Source organism: Paenibacillus beijingensis, from assembly GCF_000961095.1.
Taxonomy (GTDB): Bacteria; Bacillota; Bacilli; order Paenibacillales; family Paenibacillaceae; genus Paenibacillus_O; species Paenibacillus_O beijingensis.
This window is the reverse complement of the sequence record NZ_CP011058.1, coordinates 3,012,256-3,032,394: the sequence shown is the minus strand read 5'-3', so window position 1 is coordinate 3,032,394 and position 20,139 is coordinate 3,012,256. Positions and strand designations below refer to the sequence as shown.

Sequence of the window (20,139 nt, the reverse complement as noted above, 5' to 3'; positions counted from 1 at the left end):
AACGCATGCGCTTCTCCAGAACAATCCGCCCGCTCCGCTCTCCTTTTTTATGGTGGAGCAGAAGTTCGGCTGCGCGGTTGTCCGCTTGCCGAATGAAACAGCTGAAAAGCTTTTCACTCCCAACAAGAAGAGTGTATATTGCTTAAGCCTCAGCTCTCTCGTTTGTTCACCACTCGTTTGTTGTTGTTAACAAGTTATCACGTTAATTCCTATCCGTCAAGTTGGATTTAGAAAAAAGTGAAGTGGACCCGTCGATCTAGGCCTTCGGATCATCGGATCTGTTCTGCCGCGTGCGGCTCTCGGCGCGGAATACGGTGCCGACATTCGACCAACAAATCATCTTATCAGCCACGCTGCCGAAACAGCGGTTCAGCCATCTTACCGATCGGCGGATCCAGCATCAACGGGTCAACTCTTCAGCTCCCGAATCGTTTGCGCCCACCGCTCCAAAACCGAACCGGGGTCGAGCAGCTGGATTTGCACTCCCGACGTGATGGCCGCGTACTTTGCCTCATCCTCGCGCGTTTCCGTCACTGTCGCCGCAAACCGTTCGCCCGGAAAGCGGGCGCCCGGCAGCGGCGCAAGCTGCTCCAGAGACAGCTTCACGTAATGCGCCTTCCCTTTGTAGCATAACGCGAAAGCGGCTTTGCCCGTGCGGATAATATTTTCCGCCGTGCGCGTTCCTGCCCACAAGCCGAGCCGCAGATTGCTGCGGTCGAGCGCCAACAGCTCCCCGACGCTGATCATCGCCGTGTGCGGCCACATGTCCGCTCCGACCGTCTGCAGCATAATCGCTTCGTGCTGTTTGTCCGCAATATTGGTTCCGTTCAGCAGCCCGAACAGCTCCTCCGAAAGAAGCGCCTGCTCCTGCTTCATTTTTCGCACATCCTTTCCTGCTCCTAAAATCACCCGAACGATCCGCAAACAGAATCAACTCTAACGATAACGGTCAGCGGCATATAACGCAAACGATCCATTAGCCCCGTTGGAAATCGCGGAGGTCATCTGCTTCCTTGCATTTGATGCGTCGAATTATATTTTGGGAGAACCGTCAGCGGAGGCAGATGAGAAGGTGCCGGTAACGGGTACGATTCGAAAAAAATACCGTCCCGCCGCGTTGTTGCCGCGCTGCGGGACGGTAGGTTCATTTAAGTTACGCTCCATTATTTACCCGTTATGGGCCAGTCTTTAATTGGCCTTTCGTCGTCAACTGCTCGTCAACTCGATCGTCTGCGCTTGCGTCGTCGGCACGAAGGCCGTTTGAATATACACCGTGCCCGAAGCGGCATCGTTGTACCAGACGTCCGTACCGGTGTTAAACTCGCTGAACGTGTTTACTTTGGTCAGCGCCGTGCCGTTCCGTTTGACGGTGGCGACATTGAGCGATTCCGTCTTCACTTCGGAGCGCCACTGCCTGCTATTCGGCTGGCCCGGGTAGCTTCCCTGCGCCGCCCCGATGTTCAGGCTGATCGCGGAACTGCCCTTGTTCACTATAATCGACGTCTCCCTGCTCCCGCCCGTTTCATAGCCGTAGGTCAATCCGTCGTCTTCATAAAGCGAATAACTGGAAGTGCCTCCCGCGGCGAGCGGATACACCTTCAGGTTGATAAAATCGTCCGCTGTTTCCCCGACATAATTCATATCTTTGCCGAGCGGTACGATCGCCCCTTCCTTGACGAGCACCGGAATCGTCTCCAGCGGCGCGCTGTACGTGATGGTTTGACCGCCGCTCCATTTGGAGCCGCTGTTCCAGTCGTACCATGTCCCGTACGGGAGATAAACCGAGCGGCTGGTCGCACCTGCGGCGTGCACCGGCGCTACAAGCAGCGACGGTCCGAACATCCACTGATCCTGCAGATTCGCCGCATTCGCATCGCCGGGGTAATCCGCCACGAGCGGCTTCATCATTGGCGTACCACTTGCAAGCGTATCTTTGGCCGCCGAATAAATGTACGGAAGCATCCGGTACCGCTGCTTGATGGCATCCTTCACGATTCCCTCTGCCGTAGTCCCGAACGCCCACGGCTCTCTCGTGTTCGTCGGATCGCCGCATTCACAGCCGTGCGCGCGGAAAATCGGCATGAACGCCGACGCCTGCATCCAGCGCGTATACAGCTCCGCCGACGGCTTCCCGTTAAATCCGCCGGTATCGGTCGCGACGTAAGGAATGCCGGACATGCCCGCGCTCATTCCGAGCTGCAGATTATGCGTCAGAGCATCCCACGAGGCGTCCACGTCGCCGGTCCATACCGTCGTTCCGTACTGCTGAATGCCGGAAAATCCCGAGCGGGCCAGATTCCATACCCGTTCATCCGTGTAGCTCCGCTGCGCATCGTAGAACGCTTTCGCCTCGCTCAGCGCATACACGTTGTGAACCTTGTCGGCCGTTCCGCGCATGAATTCGTCCGCCGGATTGACCGGCGTTTCCGGTTCGTTCAGGTCGATCCACCAGCCGCGGACGCCGTCGTCCCACAATTGGCGGACGTCCTTCGTATGGGCCGGATCGTTCGTAAACCAGACCGCAGCAGCCGGGTTCGTGTAATCAATCAGACCGGAAGGGCCGTACCACGCCTGATAAACCTTTGTCGCGCCGCCCTGCTTGGCAAAGTAGCCGTTTGTATTGCCGTCACCGTAGTTCGACGCCGTCTGCTGCACATAAGGGTCGACAATATTGGTCACTTTAATCCCTTTGCTGCGGAGAGCTGCCAGATTCGCGGCCGGATTTGCAAATCCGCCCGCACTGTTCCACGTGAAATCGAAATAATGGTTTGGCGCCGCCCAATAGACATCGAGTACCATCCCATCGACCGGAATGCCTCTCGTGCGGAACTCGTCGACGACCGCATTTACCTCCGACCAGCTCTCATAGCCGTATTTGGATTGAATGTAGCCGAGCGCCCATTTCGGCGGCAGCGGCGCTCCTCCGGTAAGTTCTGCGTAACGTGACGCCACACCCGCCATTGTCGGGCCGTTAATGAAGTAGTACACCATCTCGCCGTCCGGCGCGCCGAAACTGTAATAATCCGGGCTCTCCTGCCCCATGTCGAACGCGGCGTTCATATACGTATTGTCGAAAAAATGCCGTAACCTTTCGTGCTCGTGAAAAATGTGCCGGATATATCGGACGTATTGCCGCCGTATCCGCCCGACATTACATTGTCCATGACGACCCTTTTGCCGCGGCGGTCGAGCGACTGCGCATCGCGGTCAATCCCGAGTCCGTAAAACCGCTCGCCGGGATCCATGTTCATATACTCGTACACTCTCGTTCCCGATCCGTAGGCAAGACCGGACGCGCTGCGCTCCCCTGTGATGTAACTCGTATTTGAAGCGTCATAATAATCGATCCGGAACGGCGATTTGTTGACGCGTACCGTCAGGCCGGACGACATCATGCGGATATAGCCGCCCTGGTCGCTGACCGTGTAAGATACCGGAGCGGATGACTCGCTGTCGACCGTAAACGAGCTGTCTTTATCGAACATGCCGCCCGGCTCCATCCATACTTTGGCGATCTCCGGTTTGATGAACTCGATCCTCACTTTCGGCGTATTGCTGAGCGTAAACGTGACCGCATTGCCTTGCTGCGCATGGGATACATAGCTGCCCATCGCCTGCTGTCCGGGTTCGTTCTTAATCAGCTCCACATCGTCGATGTGGAGCCAGCTGCCGGCACCGGCATCGGTCCAAAAGCCGAGCTTCGCCGCTTCGCCTTCTCCCGTCACTTCGATGCCGGGGATCGTGACCGTCGTCCAATCCGCAGAAGCGGGAACGGCCGCCGTGTATGACTGTCCGGAGGCGTCGGCGTAGATGACCGCATTGTTGAATGTGCCGCTGCGTCGCACCTTCGCCTGGAGCGTGTACGTCCCCGCCGTCAAATTCGCATATTGGAACAAATCGTTCGTGAACGGCTGCGTGCCGTACAAATCGGCATATTTATTGCCGCCCGCTTCGGCACTGATTTTTGAATAGGCTATGTCGCCCTTGCGCGACCAATGATGGTAAACGTCCGCGAAATCGGAGTTGAAAAGCGGGATATCCGCCCGTTCCACCCGCACATCGTCGATCTGCAGCGAAGTTCCGCCCGGCGAAGAGACGTAAAAACCGACGTCCAGCGTTCCGCTCGTCACCGGCACGGTTGCCGAAATTTGCTCATACTGGCCGCTGCCGTTAATGGTGACATTGACCTGCGGCGTGCCGTGCTGCGAAATTTCCATACGGGACACATCCGGTACCGCATGCTGACGCTTCACCCATGCCGATACGATATATGTTCCGTTTGCCAGTCCGCTGATCGTCTGATGGATGCTCTGCTGGTATTTCGATGCCGCATAAAAGTAAAGCTTGTTCGTCCCGCCGTGCACGTCGGCGGAGTCGACGCCGTATGCGGCCGCCTGCCCGCCCGGATGCCACTCCGTCCAGCCGTCGATGCCGCCGGTTTCAAACCCGGGATTGACCGCGGCATTACCTGTTCGGCCTAGCAGCTCGATATAATCGAGGTTGATGCCGCCGGTATCGCCGGACGTAAAATCGAGCTGAACCAGATTAAGACCTTTCGCCAAAGTGACGGACTCCGTTTTATCGGCCCACGTGTTCCAGTCCGGTAAATTCGGCAGCACGACGGTATGCGGACTCGCGATCTGGTTCTTGTCGGCATCTTCGACGCGCAGCGTGACGGTGCTGTCCGCGCCTTTGGCATTCGCGTAACGCAGATTAAGCTTATACGTTCCCGCCTCCGGAACTTCGATGGCAAACGTCGCTTTCGCCCCCGGAGTGTCCAGCTTCTGGGCAAACCCGAAAGCGGAATATCCCGTATGGTCGTTGTTGAACGAGGCGCCGCCCGTTAGTGCCGTCACTTCCGCTTCGTATTTGCGGGTGAATGTTTTCGGGATCACTTTAAAGACAGAGCTGTCGTGAGGGGCCAGATCAACCGAATGTGACGTCTTGTAGCCCAGTTCCTCATGAGCCCACAGGTCGCGCACGAGCGCATCCGTTTGCAGGCCAAGGACGCTTGCAAAGTTCATGGAGAGCGTTTTGTTCGCATCGGAGCGGTTGAACAGCCCGACCACCCAATCCCCATTCGGCAGCTGCCCCGCCCAGCGCTCGGTATCGCGGCTGCCGGTATCGTTTTGCCCGTCTGTCTCCGGTTCATAAGGCGCTCCGCTAAGGTAGACCGGTTTTCCGGCAAAGCCGCTTTTCGGCAGCTCGATCATTTCCGGATTTTGATAAATCGGCGCGGATGATCCGATCGTATCGTACTGATCCGCAACGGCAATCGGAGCGCCGGCCATCGTCAGCAGCGACACGGCCGTTTTCCGCTCGTTGTCCGCGTAAGGGCCGCTGAACGTGTTCATCCGCAGGAAATCGGCGTCATTGATCATCGAGGTGCGTCCGGCCAGATCGGAAAAGCCCGTCAGTCCCTGAAACGGATTGGCCCACTGCGACCAGCCGTTCCTCCACGTTTGCCTTCTGCCGCTAATATGGTCCCAGCCGCCGCCGAACACATCCTCGTCAATGCGGATCATGTCGCCGTATTTTTTCTCAATCTCGCCGTGATTGTACAGATGCGGCATGACGAGGCTAAGCGTCAAATCGTCTCCGGCCGCTTCGGACATCCAGCGCAGCGCTGTCTCGTAATTGGCGCGCCCGTGATCTTTTTGCTGGCCGTAGCCGTTGCCGTTCTCGTCTTTTTTGCACGTTAACGGCGTCGTTCCTTCTTTGCCGTTCTCGTACCAGGACAGAAAATCGACCCTCAGAAACTTCGCGCCGATCGATTTGAAATAGTTGACGTAGCCCTTCACGTATTCCTCGGCTCCCGGTTTCGTCACATCGACCCAATAGAGCGGATTCGGCTGTCCCGTATTGAACCGGTCGCCGTCGGCGATGCCGTCGCCGTCGCAGTCGTAATTCAAGTCCACAATGTCGCGGATGCTGATGCCCGGCCTGCCGGCCACCTTTTTGCTCGTATCCTCAACGGCGAACGGCGAAACCCAGAGCGGATTGTAATAGACGCCCAGCTTGAGCCCTTTGCTCTGCACATAGCCGCCCCAATCGGCCCACGTGTCGGTGCCCGTAACCGTTTCCGACGCAGGGTTGTTCGTGATCCACGAATCGTTGTAGCTTAAAATATATCCGTTCGCGTTCGTCATCGTCGCGCCTTCGATCCAGCCGTCCGTGCTGACCATATCGTAGCCGTAAGGCAAAAAATTCGCCGCAAACCAGTCCACATTCGCTTTCCAGCGGGCTTCCGTAAGCGGCGTGTTCGTCGTAAACGGCGTTTCATATGCCATCCAGTACAGCGGCGGCACGCCTTTGCGGGTCGCTGCACTGTCCCGGGCAAATCCTGTTCCCGCCGCCAAGCTAAAGCAGAGGATCACGGCCAACAAACCGATCAAAAATTTTGATAGCTCTCGCGTCAAAACGCGTTTCATGTTCATCCTCCTTATTTATTGAAATTTTTCCGCTATTAAAATTTCCCGGAAAATGAAACCGCTTTCTAAAGAAAAGTCAAGTGGGTGGTGAAAGAGGCATTTAAAGCAGAGGCAGGTTAAGCGGCGGCATCCCTTTCGAATGCTGCCGCTTTGCTGCTGTTTAAATGTGGAGATTTGGCCTCGCGCAGTTTCCCGCGGGAGGCGCGACGGCGCGGGATGGCTTGAATCTGGAGAAGCGTCAGCGTTCGCCTTTGTGGACGGATTCTAACCCTGCTAAGGGTTTATCGAATTCAAGAATCCGGCCACAACAGCGATCGGAAGATCAAACCATCCTGCATAGCGCCTTCCTTTTTCACTCTACCGAAATATGAAAATCCGTTCCTTCCCAGCGGTCGGTGCTCTCCTCAAGCACGCCGTTTCCATTGTCGTCCCACAGGAACGTGGCATCGACGGTCGTGCCCGATGCGAACGGCCCAACGGAAATTTCGTAGTCCAGGTCATCGTTGCCCGATCCGTTAGGCCGCATCATTGAATCGGTAACGTTTTGCCAATTGTTCGTTCCCGAGTGCACCCATCCCGACGCGCCCGTCCGGAACGTGACCCGGTAACCGGCGGGAACCGAGGTGATTTGACGGTCAAACTGCCAGACATACGTTTTATCCAAGTCCAAATGATCCAAATTAATCGCTCCGGTATTCGAGACCCGTTTCCAAAGCGTTACGGTATGAACGCCCTGCTTCAATGAAACGGTCAGCTCTCCGAAGCCCCAAGTATCCCAGTCTCCTAATCCTTTAAAGCCGATCGTGCCGGCAAAAACTCCGTCCACGAAAACGTCGCGGGTTGCATCGGACCCTCCGTTCGCGTACCGGAACCGCAGCACGTGATCGTCGGTCGTTGCCGCTTTTACCGTAAACGCAAGCCCGTCGTTCACATCGGCGAATTGATCGACATATCCGCTGCCGGTATACCCGGAATGATCGGTATTCACGCCCAAATTAACTTTCACCGCGTTTTCGGCTTCATAAATATCGTTCGTCGGCGCCGTCAGAGAGCGCTTCATGTAGACCATATCCCAATATTGAAGGGACGGCAGCGTGAAGGAGACGTACTTCCCTTTGCTGTCGGTACCGGTCGTGAACGAAAGCTCCTGGGTAGCCCCCATCGAAATTTCCGGTGACGCCAAATATACGTTCGAGATCGACTCGTCGCCGCCGATATACACTTTTACCGCCTGATTCGTCAGCGTAGTCGGCGCATTGTCGGAGTTCCTCCATTTCGTATCGGTGCTGTTCAGCAGGTTGATCAAATGGACGATTGTATAATCCGGGCTTCGTTTCATCATCTGCCACACCGAACCGGCCGCCCCTTCGCCGCTCACGGACTGCCCCGCAATCTCCACAAACTGGCTACCGGAATCGTTGTTGAACACATCCGGGTCATACAATAAATTTTCGTAGGCCGTTATAAAATTGTAGTAGTCCTTTGTCGCTTCCTTCAAACTGTTGCGCATTTGCTTGGCGCGGTTCGGAAAGTAAGGATGGCCGAGCATTTGGTCGCCTTCTCCCATTTCAATGCGGAGCGCGCCGCTTGCCGCAATCGCTGCCTGCGTCAACCGAACGGACGGTTCATTGAACGTGCCCAGCGTGAGGCTGTCGAGATTAATATAGCCGGTATCGTTCGCCTCTTTGGCAAGTTTCACCGTATGCGTGCCCGGGGTCAGCCAGACGGTTGCCGATTCGTCAAATTTCCAGGTGTCCCAATTCGGCTGATCCAGGAAATATTTCAGCTGCTTGACGAATGTGCCGTCTACATACAAGCTGCGGGAGTTGTTCGTTCCGGTATCGTTGGCGTAGTCGAATACGAGACCGTACCAGCCTTCCTCCGGCACCGAAATCGTAAACTGGACATAATCGCCGGTCTCCCCGAAGCCGTCAACAAAACCGCTGCCCGTATATCCGGGATGATTCGTGTTTACGTTCACGCCGTTCAGCGAAGCCGACTCCGCCTCGTAGCGGGTGCCCGTATTTTCTTCAAAATTCATATAAGCCGCCAGCACCATCGCTTTTTGGCCGTTGTTGCGCCTGCCTTGGTCGATCAAATCTTTCAGCTCGATATAATCGTCCGCATGCCCCCATATTTCGGTGTAGCTGAAGTCATAGTTCGCGTTTTTCGTCACGTCGTTGAACGCCCATCCGGTTGAAGCCCCGTCGACGTTGTTGAACGTGATCACTTTGTCCGCGTAACCGTTGCTGTTCAAATTGCCGCGCAAATTGTTGATGAATCCGGAAAAACTTTTGTCCAGGTCGATCGTGCCGCCGTTATAATCGTACGGATCGGAACGCTCGCCCATTTGATCCAGGTGGACGCCGTCAAAGCCGGCCGTGGCGATAATATCGCGGTATTGTCCGAAAATATAGTTTTGCCAGCCGCTGCTCGCCGGATTGAACAGCCACATGTCCGTATTCGGATTGTTGTCGTCGAAGTCGAAGCCGAGCTGGCTCTGGTGCAGGTTATCATGGAACATGCCCCACTGTGGGCTGACGCCGGAAATATTCTCGTAATCCTGCAGCGCCGCATAGGTCATCGTATACGGCATCGCGGCCGCATTGTAGTTATGCATGGACGAGATCAAATTTTGGATCGTCGGCCACGACATCGTATGTTTGCCGCTCCAATCGGTCCAGGAGCTGTCGACGGTTCCGTTCGTCCGCTTGATCATGTTTTCGTGCCGCCACATCCAGTCGTACAATTGAAACGCGTTCGTATGGTAATCCTCCACCGTTTGTTTCACCCGGGCATCCGTAGCCGACGAGGACTCGCCAACCGGGAATTCCGTCATATATCCGTAACGCGGATACCTTGTCCACTTGCTGGATACATCGATAGCCGTCGCTCCGGCTGACGATCCCGCGGAAACGCTTACAAAATATCCCTTGAAATCCTGGTTCGGGACCGTCCAGTTAAACGTTACCGTTGTTGAAGCTCCAGCGGACAGACTAACTGTCTGACTCGTCTGATACACCTGCGTCTCAAGATGATGAATCGTCAAATTAACGCTGCCGTTATACGCGGAACCGGAATCATTTTTCATGTCCACCTTGATCACGGCGCTGCTTCCGGGGTTGTACCTCGCTTTATCGGTATACACCCGTTTGATCATTCCGCTTGCAGCCGCCTTCGCCGGGAGCGGGACGACCCCCGACAATAACAAAAGCGAGACGAGCAAAGCCAAACAAGATCTGGCGTTCATTTGCTTCATTACGATTCTCCCTTCTCGTTCAAAATTGGCTTTTCAAAAAATCTTCGTGAAAAATAGCCCGCCTTCCTACAGATAGGCGCAGCAGGCCAATTGAATCCGAAACAGCGCAGCCGCAAGCTTTCGGCAAAAAAACGGCACAAGATGCTCTTGGATGCTCTTGGTTACCCTTAGACGGACCGTAAAGCCGTTATTTCCTGCAGAGACCGCTCATCTGCAACATTTGCGGACAGAGAAGCCGTTATTCGTTCAGAAATTAGCCAATTTGTGAGGATTCACAGCTATTAACGGCTCCTAGGTCCGCTTACATGCAAAAAACGAGTGTTTGGAGGGAAATAGCAGCTCCTGTGTCCGCGCAGGGCTCCTCTTCCGCCTTCTCTCTCCCGGCAAGCGGTAATCCCGCGCTAGCCGCCCCTGCCCTTTCCTCCGAAAAAGGAAAGCGTAGCGGGCAGGTTTGAATCTGGAGAAGCGTTAGCGTTCGCCTTTGTGGACGGATTCTAACCCTGCTAAGGGTTTATTGAATCCAAGAATCCGGCCACAACAGCGATCGGAAGATCAAACCTGCCCGCGGAGCACTCCTTATTCCTCTCCTCGCGGAGCGACTCCGTTTTCTCCTGCCCGTGCAGCGGCTGCTTTTCCGCTTTCTCTCCCGGCAAGCGGCAATTCCGCGCTAGCCGCCCCTCTCCCCTTTCCTCCGAAAAAGGAAAGCGCAGCGGGCGGGTTTGAATCTGGAGAAGCGTAGCGGTCGCTTTTGTCCCCGGATTCTAACCCTGTAAGGGTTTATCGAATCCAAGAATCCGGGGACGGTGGCGATCGGAAGATCAAACCTGCCCGCGAAGCGCTCCTTTTTCTCCTTTTTCCACCACCAGTAAATCCCATATATGCAGCTCCGGTATCGTAACCGTGAGCGTTAAGCCGCGCGGGCTGTCCTCGTATACGGCGGCAACCTCTCGCGGCGCACCCATGCCCGCATCCGGGCTGGCGATGAACACGGACTCGGCTTCGCGGTCCATCAGAATGCGTACCGTAACCGGGCCTTGAGGGGCCGGCCGCTTTTTCCCCCGGTTCCAATAATCCTCATCATTGTTCGTCATGTTAATGAAGCTGATCAGCTTGTACGCTTCGTTTTCCCGGACGACCGTCCACACCTTGCCGGCTTCGCCGTAGGTGGACATCGGCGCGCCGGCGAACACATACTCGAGGTTGTCCCCCTCGACATGGGTCATCGACACGTCGCGCAGCGACGGTGCGTACAGCACGTGCAAATAACGGATCATGAAATCGTAATAATTGCGGATTTCGCGGATGAAAGCGTCCGATGCGACCGAATAGTCGGCATAATAGCCCTGCGTCAGCACGCCGCCGTTTTCCCCGAGCAGCAGATGGTTCGCCCCATGGGAGAAAATAACGGCGGACAGCAGCAGCGCGGACACGTGCGCCCGGTCGATCTGTTCGGCCGGCTCGAGCCGGAACGGCGCCAAATAAGCGGCCAAAATGACCGGTTTGCCGCCGCCGTGCTGCTGCGCCCAGGCAATAATCTGCGCAATGTGATGGTACCGCTCGTACGGGTTCCAGACTTCAATGTAGACGGCATCCTGCGGAGCGGCCGCTACCGTGTCGACCGGCCAGTTGCCGACGTTGTTGAAAATAAGGCAGACGTCGTCCCTGACCTGCTCCAGCTCCCTGCGGGTATTCGCAATCAGCACGGGAAACTGCCCGTCCAGACGCTCCGGCTTCAGCTCGCCGCCGAGCCTGGAAAATCCTGTCTTCGGATAGCCGTAAGTGTCCATATGGATGCCGTCGAAATCGACCTGCTCCACCGCTTTCCGGTATTCGGCGATAATGTGGCGGTGCCAAGGGGACTGCTCCGCAATATTCATAATGCAGAAGATATCGATAAAGTCGATGACTTTGCCGTTGTTATAATACAGCGCCCAGTCCGGATGCCGATCGTAGAAGGCCCGGCTGGCGGCATAAACCGCTCCGTACGCGATCGCCTTCATCCCGTACCTATGGCAGAGCTCGATCTTTTTCTTCACGACGCCCAGGCTCAGTTCCCTGCCCATCAAATCGGTGAACACTTCTTCGGGCGAGACGAGATCGTCATGGCGGTACATCCAATCGTAGAACTGCACCAAATTGAGATGCAGCTTATTCAGCAGCGCGACATCCTGCTCGTCGCCCGCCTCCCGCGGATGGAAATCGCTCAAAAATCCGTACCGCAGCGATTTCCGCCAGTCGGCAACGACGTCGAAAGAACCCGACAGCCGCTGCGGCTCCGCTTCTCCCCCGTGCAGCAGCACATCGACGCCAAAACCGCCCATTTTCGTCTGGTACGGCCCCGTTGTCAGCACATGAGTCATGACCGCCTGCGGAGGAAGCTTCAGCACAATCGTTTCCAAGGACAGCGTACGGTTCAAATCCATGATGCCGATTTCCAGCTGCACCGAATAGTCGTAATCGTAAAAATTTTCGATTTCGATCGCGATTTCAACCGGCTCGCCTTTCATATACTGCGCTTTGAGCGGATAGACATCTTTTAACACCGGAACCATCGTCATCACCCTTTAACTGCCCCTGCAGTTATCCCTTTTATAAAATATTTTTGGAACAAGAGAAACGCGGCCACCGCCGGCGCAAGCCCGATGACGGACGCCGCCGCCATTAAGTTCCACTGCGCGCCATACTGTTGAAAAAACATCGAAACCGCCAAAGGAATGGTCCGCATCGACTCCCTTTGCAAAAAAAAGACGGCCTGGCCGTAATTGTTCCATACCGCCAATCCTTGCAAAATGACCACAGCCGCCGTCACCGGTCGCAAAAAGTGAAACGTCACCCGCCAAAACGCCGTGAACGGCGTACAGCCGTCGATTATGGCCGACTCCTCAACTTCGCGCGGCAGCCCTTTAATAAAGCCGGTGTATAGAAAGACGGCAAACGGCAGGCCGTTGGACGCCATCAGCAAAATCATCGCCCAATGCGTATTGATGCCGCCGATCGATTTCATCAGCGAGTAGAGCGGCACCGTAATGATGATGGCCGGAATCATCATGCAGATCAGCAGCGTGTTGAACAGCACGGCGTGAAACTTGTTCGAATAGCGCGCGATCGCATACCCCGCCATGCTCGACGCCGCGACGATGATGGCGACCCCGCCGACCGTTATAATGAGCGAGTTGACCGTCGCCGTGCCGATTTTCGACGACTTCCAAGCTTCGACATAGTTGGCGAAATGAAAATCGGGAAGCATCAGCACGCCGTCGAACATCGTCCGCGACGGGGTGTTGAGCGACAGGTAAAGCAGGATATAAAAAGGAATCAGGGACAGCAGCGCCATCACGGCAACGGGTGCATAGATCCATAAATTGCGGGTCGATTTCATGTGAAGGCGCCTCCTACATTTCAAACTCTTGCTTGCGGATAAACCGCATAAAGACAAAGACGGGGATGACGATCATGACGAACAGAATCATCGCGACCGCCGTCGAGTAGCCGGTGAAGCTGCCGTACAGCATGCGCAAAATGTAAATGCTCAGCGATTCGGTGCTGTACCCCGGACCGCCGTCGGTTAACGCGATAATAATTTCAAACACCGAGAGCGAGCCGATTATATTGGTGACGACATTAATTTTGATCGATTGCACGAGCATCGGAATCGTGATATAACGCAGCTTTTTGCCGGAACCGGCCCCGTCGATCTCGGCCGCCTCGTACAGCTCCTTCGGAATGGACTGCAGTCCCGCCAAGTATATGATCATCGTCATGCCGACGAACTGCCATACATTGACCAGGATAAGCACAACGATGGCCGAGTTCGCTTCCGCCAGCCAGTTGCCGCCTTTGAGACCCATGCTTTCCAGGATGTGAAACAGAAAGCCTCTTCCCGGCTGCAAAATGAAGTACCAGACGTATCCCATAATGAGCGGGCTGATGACGGCCGGCAAATAAACGAGGGCGCGCACGACGCTTTTTCCTTTGAACGTACGGTCGAGTACAAGCGCATACAAAAAGCCGAACAAATTGAGCAGCGGAGCGCTTCCGAGCGCAAAAAACACGGTGTTGAAAATGTCCGTTTTCGCCCGGTCGTCGTGAAAGAAATCCAGAAAGTTTTGCAAACCGATAAAGTTCGGCTGCGTAACGCCGTTTGAATCCGTCAGGCTGATCCCGATTCCTTGCGTTAGCGGGTAGATGAAAAATAAAGCGAACAGCACGATAGCCGGAACCGCCATGAAATAGTGCAACCGATTCGATACCGCGCGAAAAAGTGGCACAGCCTCTCCCTCCAATCCTGCGCCGCTTTTCCGGCATGCCCGTCTTTCGTTCCTGCCGGCGGACATACCGGGTTTGCGGCGTTTATGTCTTTTTCGATTCTCCTGCCGATTAAGCTCAACATACGTTTTCTCTAGTTGCGTTCACTATACTTGCCTTGCTCTGCTTGCGTTGACTCTAGTTGCGTTGATTCTGGTTGCGCTTCCTCTACTTATGCGTGGCATTCCACGCTTTGTCCCATGCTTTGCGGTACGCCTTGGCAAACTCAATGGAGGTGTACTTGCCCGCGAGCAGCTCCTGCACCATTTTGCCGGCATCGTCGCCGGAGAAGCCGGAAGGCGTCTCCGTAAACGGAATGTTGACGCCCGTTTGCAAAGCCGCGTTTGCCTGATCCTTCAGCGGTCCCCAGTTGGCGGTGACGTCGGTGAAGGCCGGCGGCGACTTGAGGAATTCGCTGTACGCCTGCAGATTTTCCGGCTTGAACAGGAACTCAAGGAATTTCTTCGCTTCTTCCGGATGCTTGGAAGCCGACGTAATCGCATACCGCGAATCGTCTGCGGACAAGACGACCGGTTTCGTTCCGTCCATGATGGCCGGGAACGGGCTGAAGCCGATGTCATTTGCGATGTCCGGGTTGATTTTCAGCAGGTCGCCGAGTACCCACATCCCTTGGCTGATCACGGCCGCTTTGCCGGTCGCGAACGCTTCCTTCTGGTTGTCGTAGGTGGCCGTCAAAGCGTCCGCATTGATCAGTCCGGCTTTGTTCAGGTCAAGCAGCCGCTTCGCAAACGTGTCGATCGAGCCGCCTTCGGCATCGAATGCAAGCTTATCCGATTCGTTATTGATAAACGCCTGGCGCGAGCCGTTCACGCCCAGATTCTGCTTAATGACGCCGTGCGGCATAAATTCGATTAAATGCCCGAGCGTCCACGAGTCCCGGCCGGCCAGAAACATCGGCACGACGTCGGGCTTTTTGTCCTTGATCGTCTGCAGGTTCGACTGGAATTCATCCCAAGTAAGCGCTTCCTTTAAACCCAGTTCGTTAAAGATTTTTTTGTTGTAAAAAATGCCTGCCATCGTGACGTTGGTCGCCACGCGGAACTGCTTGCCGGTTTTGACGTCGGTCGACAGCTCTTTGATCGCCGGCAGCACTCTTGACCAGAACGGTTCGTTCGAAAGGTCCAAATATTTGCCCTGATCGATGTAATCCTGCTCGACGACCGTCGTAATGTCCGGCACATCGTCCGAGGCGAATTTGACTTTGATGACGCTGCTCGCATCCTTCTGATATTCCTGCTCGACGACAATGCCCGGATTTTCCGCGTTGAACTTTTTGATCAGATCATTCATTAAGTCTACCGTTTCGACTTTTCCGGTAAAAAACTTCAGCTTCACCGTTTCTTTCGGCGCATCGGTCTGCTGCTGCTGACTGTTCGCCTCCGTATTGCCTGTTGCCCCCGTATTTCCCGTTTCTTTGTCCGACCCGTTCCCGCTACTTCCGCAACCCCCGAGCAGCGATAAAACAAGCGTGCAGCCAAGCGCAAAAGGAACCGCTTTCATACGCATCTTTTTTCCTCCCTTTTTTGTCACCCGATCGGTACATCTTTATCTTAGTTGTTATCGGGCGAACTCGAAATACCGGAATTTTTAGGTGAAGGTATGTTTTTTACAGGTAGGGGAAAAAGTATTGTCCCTGACAATGAAAGCGGTTAAACTGGAGCTGGAAGGTGATGATCGTGCTCCGCTGGAAAAAGTACCGCGACTGGAGGCTGAAACCGAAGCTGCTTGTTTTTGCCGCCGTCTTTATACTCGGATCGCTCTATTCGGTAACCTTTATTTCGTACACCAAATATACGGAGGATTTCGAATCCCAATCCTCGGACAGCGTGCAGCAGATTATCGGCCAGGTTTCCTATAATATCGACACCTATCTGGACGACTTGAACCGCCTTTCCCTCGCCCTGTATATGAACGACTTCGTTATGGAGGCGCTGGAAGACGAAGACGGCGGCTCCGCCCTTTCCCGGCTGCAGAAGCGCCGCCTGATCGAGGAATTTCTCGATCAGATGATGATTTATCCGCGCGGCGATATTAACCGCGTCTTTATTATAACGAACACGATTTACTCCTCGGGACGCATTCAGGTCGACATCGACGACAGCGGCCTATTTAAGCAGTTCGGCTGGTATAAGCAGGCTCTTGTCTCGCCTGAGCCTATTTTTGTTCCGGCCCATATGCAGCAGATGGTCAATAACCGGGGGCCAAAAGTGTTCTCGATCGTCAGGCAGCTGCGGAGCACGCGCAACAGCGACAAAGTGCTTGGCGTCATCAAGGTGGACGCGAACTATACCGGCATCGAAAACATCGTCCGCAAGGTCAACATGGGCGCATATGGCGGTTTGTTCATTATCGACAACAAAGAAACGGTCATTTATGGAAGCACCGGAAAATTGGAAGCGGTTCACTTTTACCGGAGCATACAGCAAAGCGGCCAAAAGACGCTGAAAGTGGATTACAACGGCGAGCCCTATTTGCTCAATTCGACGCTGCTGCCCCGGTCCGACTGGACGATTGTCGCGGTCAATTCGCTCACGGAATTAAACGCGAAAGCGACGAAAACGCGCAACTTCGGCTTATGGATGGCCCTTGCGTGCGCGGCGCTCGCCTTCTGCGTTTTATGGTGGTTTTTGCAAAAATTTTTGCGGCCGCTGTTAAATGTCGTCCGGTTGATGCGCACGGTCGAACGCGGCGATTTGAACGTCCGCTTTCCCGACAAGCGGGGCGACGAGGTCGGCTATTTGGGCCTCTCCTTCAACGCGCTGGTGTCGAGAATCCGCACGATGCTTGAGGAGAATACGCAGCTGGTGAAGCAGGTGTATGAAACGGAGCTGCTGCAAAAAGAAGCGCAGGTGCTGGCGCTGCACAGCCAGATCAAGCCCCACTTTATTTTCAATACGCTCAATATGATTTCGCTGCAGATGCAGATGGGCAAGACGGACAAATCGATCGGCCATATCCAGCAGCTGAGCAGCATTCTGCGCAGCATGACGAGATCGGACAAGGACATTACGCTGCAGCGGGAAATCGAACTGCTGCGCGCGTATTTGAGCATTCAAAGCGGCCGTTACGAAGGGCGCCTCGACTATGAGATCGATATCGATCCGTCCCTTTCCCAGGTAAATGTTCCGGCGCTGCTGTTCCAGCCGATTGTTGAGAACGCTGTCATTCACGGCTGCGAAACAAAGCGCGGGAAAACGACTGTGAGGATCGCAAGCCGCGAGACCGACAGCAAGCTTCTGTTCGTGATTGAAGATACCGGCATCGGGATGGACGAAGAGACGCTGGAGCGGGTGCGGCATAAGCTTGCGCTCAGCGAGGATGCCGAGCATCCGGCCGCACATGAGGCCGGGCATCCGGCGGAGCATGCGGCGGAGCATCCCGCCGCCCACGAGCCGAGCCGGTCTGGAACCGGGATCGGACTGCTCAATGTGAATAAGCGGATCAAGCTGAAATACGGCGCCGGGTATGGATTGACGGTGGACAGCACGCTGCATGAAGGAACCGCCGTCACCGTAGCGCTGCCGAAACCAGGCCGGGAATGGAGGAGCTATGATGTTTAACGTTATGCTTGTCGACGACGAGCCGCTCGTGCGGGAATTTCTGCGCGCTCATTTCAGGCAGCATCACCCCGAGTGGAAGATCGCCGCGGAAGCGATGGACGGTCAGGAAGCATGGGAAAAGCTGCAGGAGTGCCGGATCGACCTCGTCATCTCCGATATTAAAATGCCGGTCATGAACGGCATCGAGCTGAGCCGGCTCATTCACCGGATGGAAGCCCCGCCGCAAATGGTCATTCTCTCCGGCTATGACGAATTCGCGCTGGCCCAGGAAGCACTTCGCAGCGGCGTCTGCAATTACCTGCTGAAGCCGGTCGTCAAGGAAGAACTGATGGAAGCGATCCATTCGGTTACATCGCTGCTGGAGCTCCGGAACCGTGAAAGTCTGGCATTTTATACCGAAAACAGCATATCGAAGGAAAGCCGGGCGCAAGTAATCAAGCAATTTTTGAAGGCGGTCATCAGCGACAGCGGTGTTGAGATCAAGACGCTCTACCCGCTTATATATCGGCTGAAGGTGCAGCTGATCGAAACCGAAGGCATGATTATGCTGCTGGATCTCGACGAGCAGAGTCTGATCGAACGGGGCGTCCCGTGCGGCGATTTTCCGATTTTCCGCTTTATTTTGCAGCAGGCCGCCGCGGAAATAGCCGAGGAGGATGCGTTCGGCAACGTATTTTTGGACGAGGAACAGCTGACGAGTGTACTCGTTACCGGGGATGACGAAGCCCAAATTTTACAGCGGTGCACCGAGCTTTACCGCCGGGTGGCGGACGCGATGGCGGTGAGTACGGGCATTGCCGTCTCCGGCGGGTTAGGCTCGCTGGAGAGCGAGCTCTTTCATCTCCACACTTCATATGCGGCAGCGGCCCGGAACCTTCAATGCCGCCTTCTGACCGGGCAGCCCGCTCTGTTCGGACAGCGGGAAGCCGGCAGTCTGGCCGGCCGGCTGAAAGCGATTGATCAAGCGGCGGCGGAAATCCGGCATGCTCTCTTCAACCGGAATGAGACGGCCGCAGCGATTGCGCTGGGGTCGTATATCGATCAGATGAGGCTCTTTACGTCCAATGAAGTCGTCACGTTCGGCATTCATCTGACCAAAAGCATCGCCGCCGGCAAGCGGGAGCTGTACGGACAGCGCATGAACAAGGCTTGCCGGCGGCTGCAGCGGGTTTTCCAGGAGCAGCGGGCTTCCTGGGAGGCCGAGTCCGTGCTGGCGGTCTTCCGCGATATCGCGGCATCCTTCTCCGCCGGGCAAGCGAAGCCGGAGGCGCTCGACGAAACCGATATCGGCAACCGCGCCAAAGCCTATATTTACGCCCATTACGCCGAGCCGCTTAGCCTCGCGCTGCTCGCCGACAAGCTCGGCGTGTCGCAGGGCTATTTAAGCAACACGTTCCACCGCACGGTCGGAGAAACGTATGTCAAATTTTTGACGCGCATCCGCATGGAGCAGGCCGCCAAGCTGCTGCAGGCCTCGCCGCCCGAGAAGGTGTACGACGTCGCCGAGAAGGTCGGCTACGTCGGCGTGAAGCATTTTTCGCACGTGTTCAAGCAGCATTTCGGCCTTCCGCCGGGGGAATATCAGGAGCAGCATCTTTCTGCCCGGCGGACCTGAAATGACATCATTGCCTGAGCTTCGGCATGCGATGATCGTTTGGGGCTGTAATGACAAGAAAAGCCGCCCTCAAGGCCAATAACCTTGGGGCAGCCTCCTTGTGAATTATACGGTTGTCTCCAAGCCCGCTGACGGCATCTCCCGATCATCGAACTCAATATTGAGCCGTTCAAATAACTGAACCCAGTCGGCGGGCAGCTTTTTGTCCACCACGACCTTGTTGATAGCCGGAAAATCGGCTATGAACATGAAACCGAGCTTGTTCAGTTTGGTAGTATCGACCGCCAATATTTTATACTCCGCGTTTTTCAGCATAATTTTGCGCATTTCGGCTTCATATTCGTTCGAATCCGAAATTCCTTTATCCAGATGAATCCCCGAGCATGAAATGATAGCCGTATCTGCAAAATAGTTGGACAGTTCCCGCGTGGCCGCATGCCCGACGTATGACAACGAGTGCTGGCGCAAAATGCCGCCCGTTGATATGATTTTAATTCCTTCGGCAGAAGATAGCTCCATCTGCGCTTTGAAGGAGTTCGTAATGACCGTCAAGTTTTTTTTGTTTTTGATTTTCTTGGCGATATGCAGAGAAGTTGTACTGGAATCCAGCATCAGCGTATCCCCGCTGTTGATTAGGCCGACGACCTTCTCACCGATCCAGTCCTTTCCTTGAAGATAAGCGCGCTCCCGAATGCCGACCGGAATGTCGGACGTGATGCCTTCCTCGATAAACGCCCCTCCGTGCGTGCGGGTAAGCAGATTTTCTTTCTCCATTTTATCCAGATCGCGTCTGATGGTCTCTTCCGAAACGTTAAAGGCTTTGCTGAGATCGGTTACCAGCACATATCCCTGCTCCAACAACATGTTTATAATTTTATTTCTTCGTTCAGCGGCAAACAAATGTAATCCCACCAACTCGCACATTTTACCTCGATTGTACCATAGAAG

General features: G+C 55.1%; 11 protein-coding genes. 2 read left to right on the top strand and 9 right to left on the bottom strand.

What is annotated here, in order from left to right; genetic code table 11:
- Positions 1 to 408: 408 nt before the first annotated feature.
- From VN24_RS13750 to VN24_RS13715, 8 genes are all read right to left on the bottom strand, one after another.
- On the bottom strand, positions 409 to 876 hold the full coding sequence (locus tag VN24_RS13750) for a pyridoxamine 5'-phosphate oxidase family protein (protein ID WP_045670865.1): 468 nt from the start codon (positions 874 to 876) through the stop codon (positions 409 to 411).
- A 330-nt stretch (positions 877 to 1,206) separates the two neighbouring features.
- On the bottom strand, positions 1,207 to 3,060 hold the full coding sequence (locus VN24_RS13745) for a glycoside hydrolase family 31 protein (RefSeq protein WP_045670864.1): 1,854 nt from the start codon (positions 3,058 to 3,060) through the stop codon (positions 1,207 to 1,209).
- Positions 3,057 to 6,431: a carbohydrate-binding protein gene (locus VN24_RS26345; protein ID WP_052702945.1), complete on the bottom strand. Its 3,375-nt coding sequence runs from the start codon at positions 6,429 to 6,431 to the stop codon at positions 3,057 to 3,059. The genes VN24_RS13745 and VN24_RS26345 overlap by 4 nt, the downstream gene beginning before the upstream one ends.
- 352 nt (positions 6,432 to 6,783) lie before the next feature.
- A complete protein-coding gene (locus VN24_RS13735) occupies positions 6,784 to 9,690 on the bottom strand; it encodes a glycoside hydrolase family 66 protein (RefSeq protein ID WP_052702944.1) in 2,907 nt (968 codons plus the stop codon).
- Positions 9,691 to 10,508: 818 nt separating this feature from the next.
- Positions 10,509 to 12,248 carry a glycoside hydrolase family 66 protein gene (locus VN24_RS13730; RefSeq protein ID WP_052702943.1) on the bottom strand — a complete coding sequence of 580 codons (1,740 nt, stop codon included), beginning with the start codon at positions 12,246 to 12,248 and terminating at the stop codon, positions 10,509 to 10,511.
- Complete coding sequence (locus tag VN24_RS13725; protein ID WP_045670863.1) at positions 12,248 to 13,069, bottom strand: carbohydrate ABC transporter permease; 822 nt, start codon at positions 13,067 to 13,069, stop codon at positions 12,248 to 12,250. Before VN24_RS13725 ends, VN24_RS13730 begins: the two co-directional genes overlap by 1 nt.
- Before the next feature lie 13 nt (positions 13,070 to 13,082).
- Complete coding sequence (locus VN24_RS13720) at positions 13,083 to 13,958, bottom strand: carbohydrate ABC transporter permease (RefSeq protein WP_202967394.1); 876 nt, start codon at positions 13,956 to 13,958, stop codon at positions 13,083 to 13,085.
- Positions 13,959 to 14,163: 205 nt separating this feature from the next.
- A complete protein-coding gene (locus VN24_RS13715) occupies positions 14,164 to 15,522 on the bottom strand; it encodes an ABC transporter substrate-binding protein (RefSeq protein ID WP_045670862.1) in 1,359 nt (452 codons plus the stop codon).
- Positions 15,523 to 15,686: 164 nt separating this feature from the next.
- On the opposite strand from VN24_RS13715, the gene VN24_RS13710 reads away from it, so the two are divergent.
- Both VN24_RS13710 and VN24_RS13705 read left to right on the top strand, forming a co-directional pair.
- Positions 15,687 to 17,576 (top strand): cache domain-containing sensor histidine kinase, encoded by a 1,890-nt coding sequence (locus VN24_RS13710; protein WP_045670861.1) that lies wholly within the window; start codon positions 15,687 to 15,689, stop codon positions 17,574 to 17,576.
- Positions 17,569 to 19,191 carry a response regulator transcription factor gene (locus tag VN24_RS13705; RefSeq protein WP_045670860.1) on the top strand — a complete coding sequence of 541 codons (1,623 nt, stop codon included), beginning with the start codon at positions 17,569 to 17,571 and terminating at the stop codon, positions 19,189 to 19,191. Before VN24_RS13710 ends, VN24_RS13705 begins: the two co-directional genes overlap by 8 nt.
- A gap of 105 nt (positions 19,192 to 19,296) precedes the next feature.
- Here VN24_RS13705 and VN24_RS13700 read toward each other — a convergent pair whose 3' ends face one another.
- Entirely contained in the window at positions 19,297 to 20,115 is an 819-nt protein-coding gene (locus tag VN24_RS13700; RefSeq protein WP_274520364.1) for a DeoR/GlpR family DNA-binding transcription regulator, read from the bottom strand.
- Positions 20,116 to 20,139: the final 24 nt, after the last annotated feature.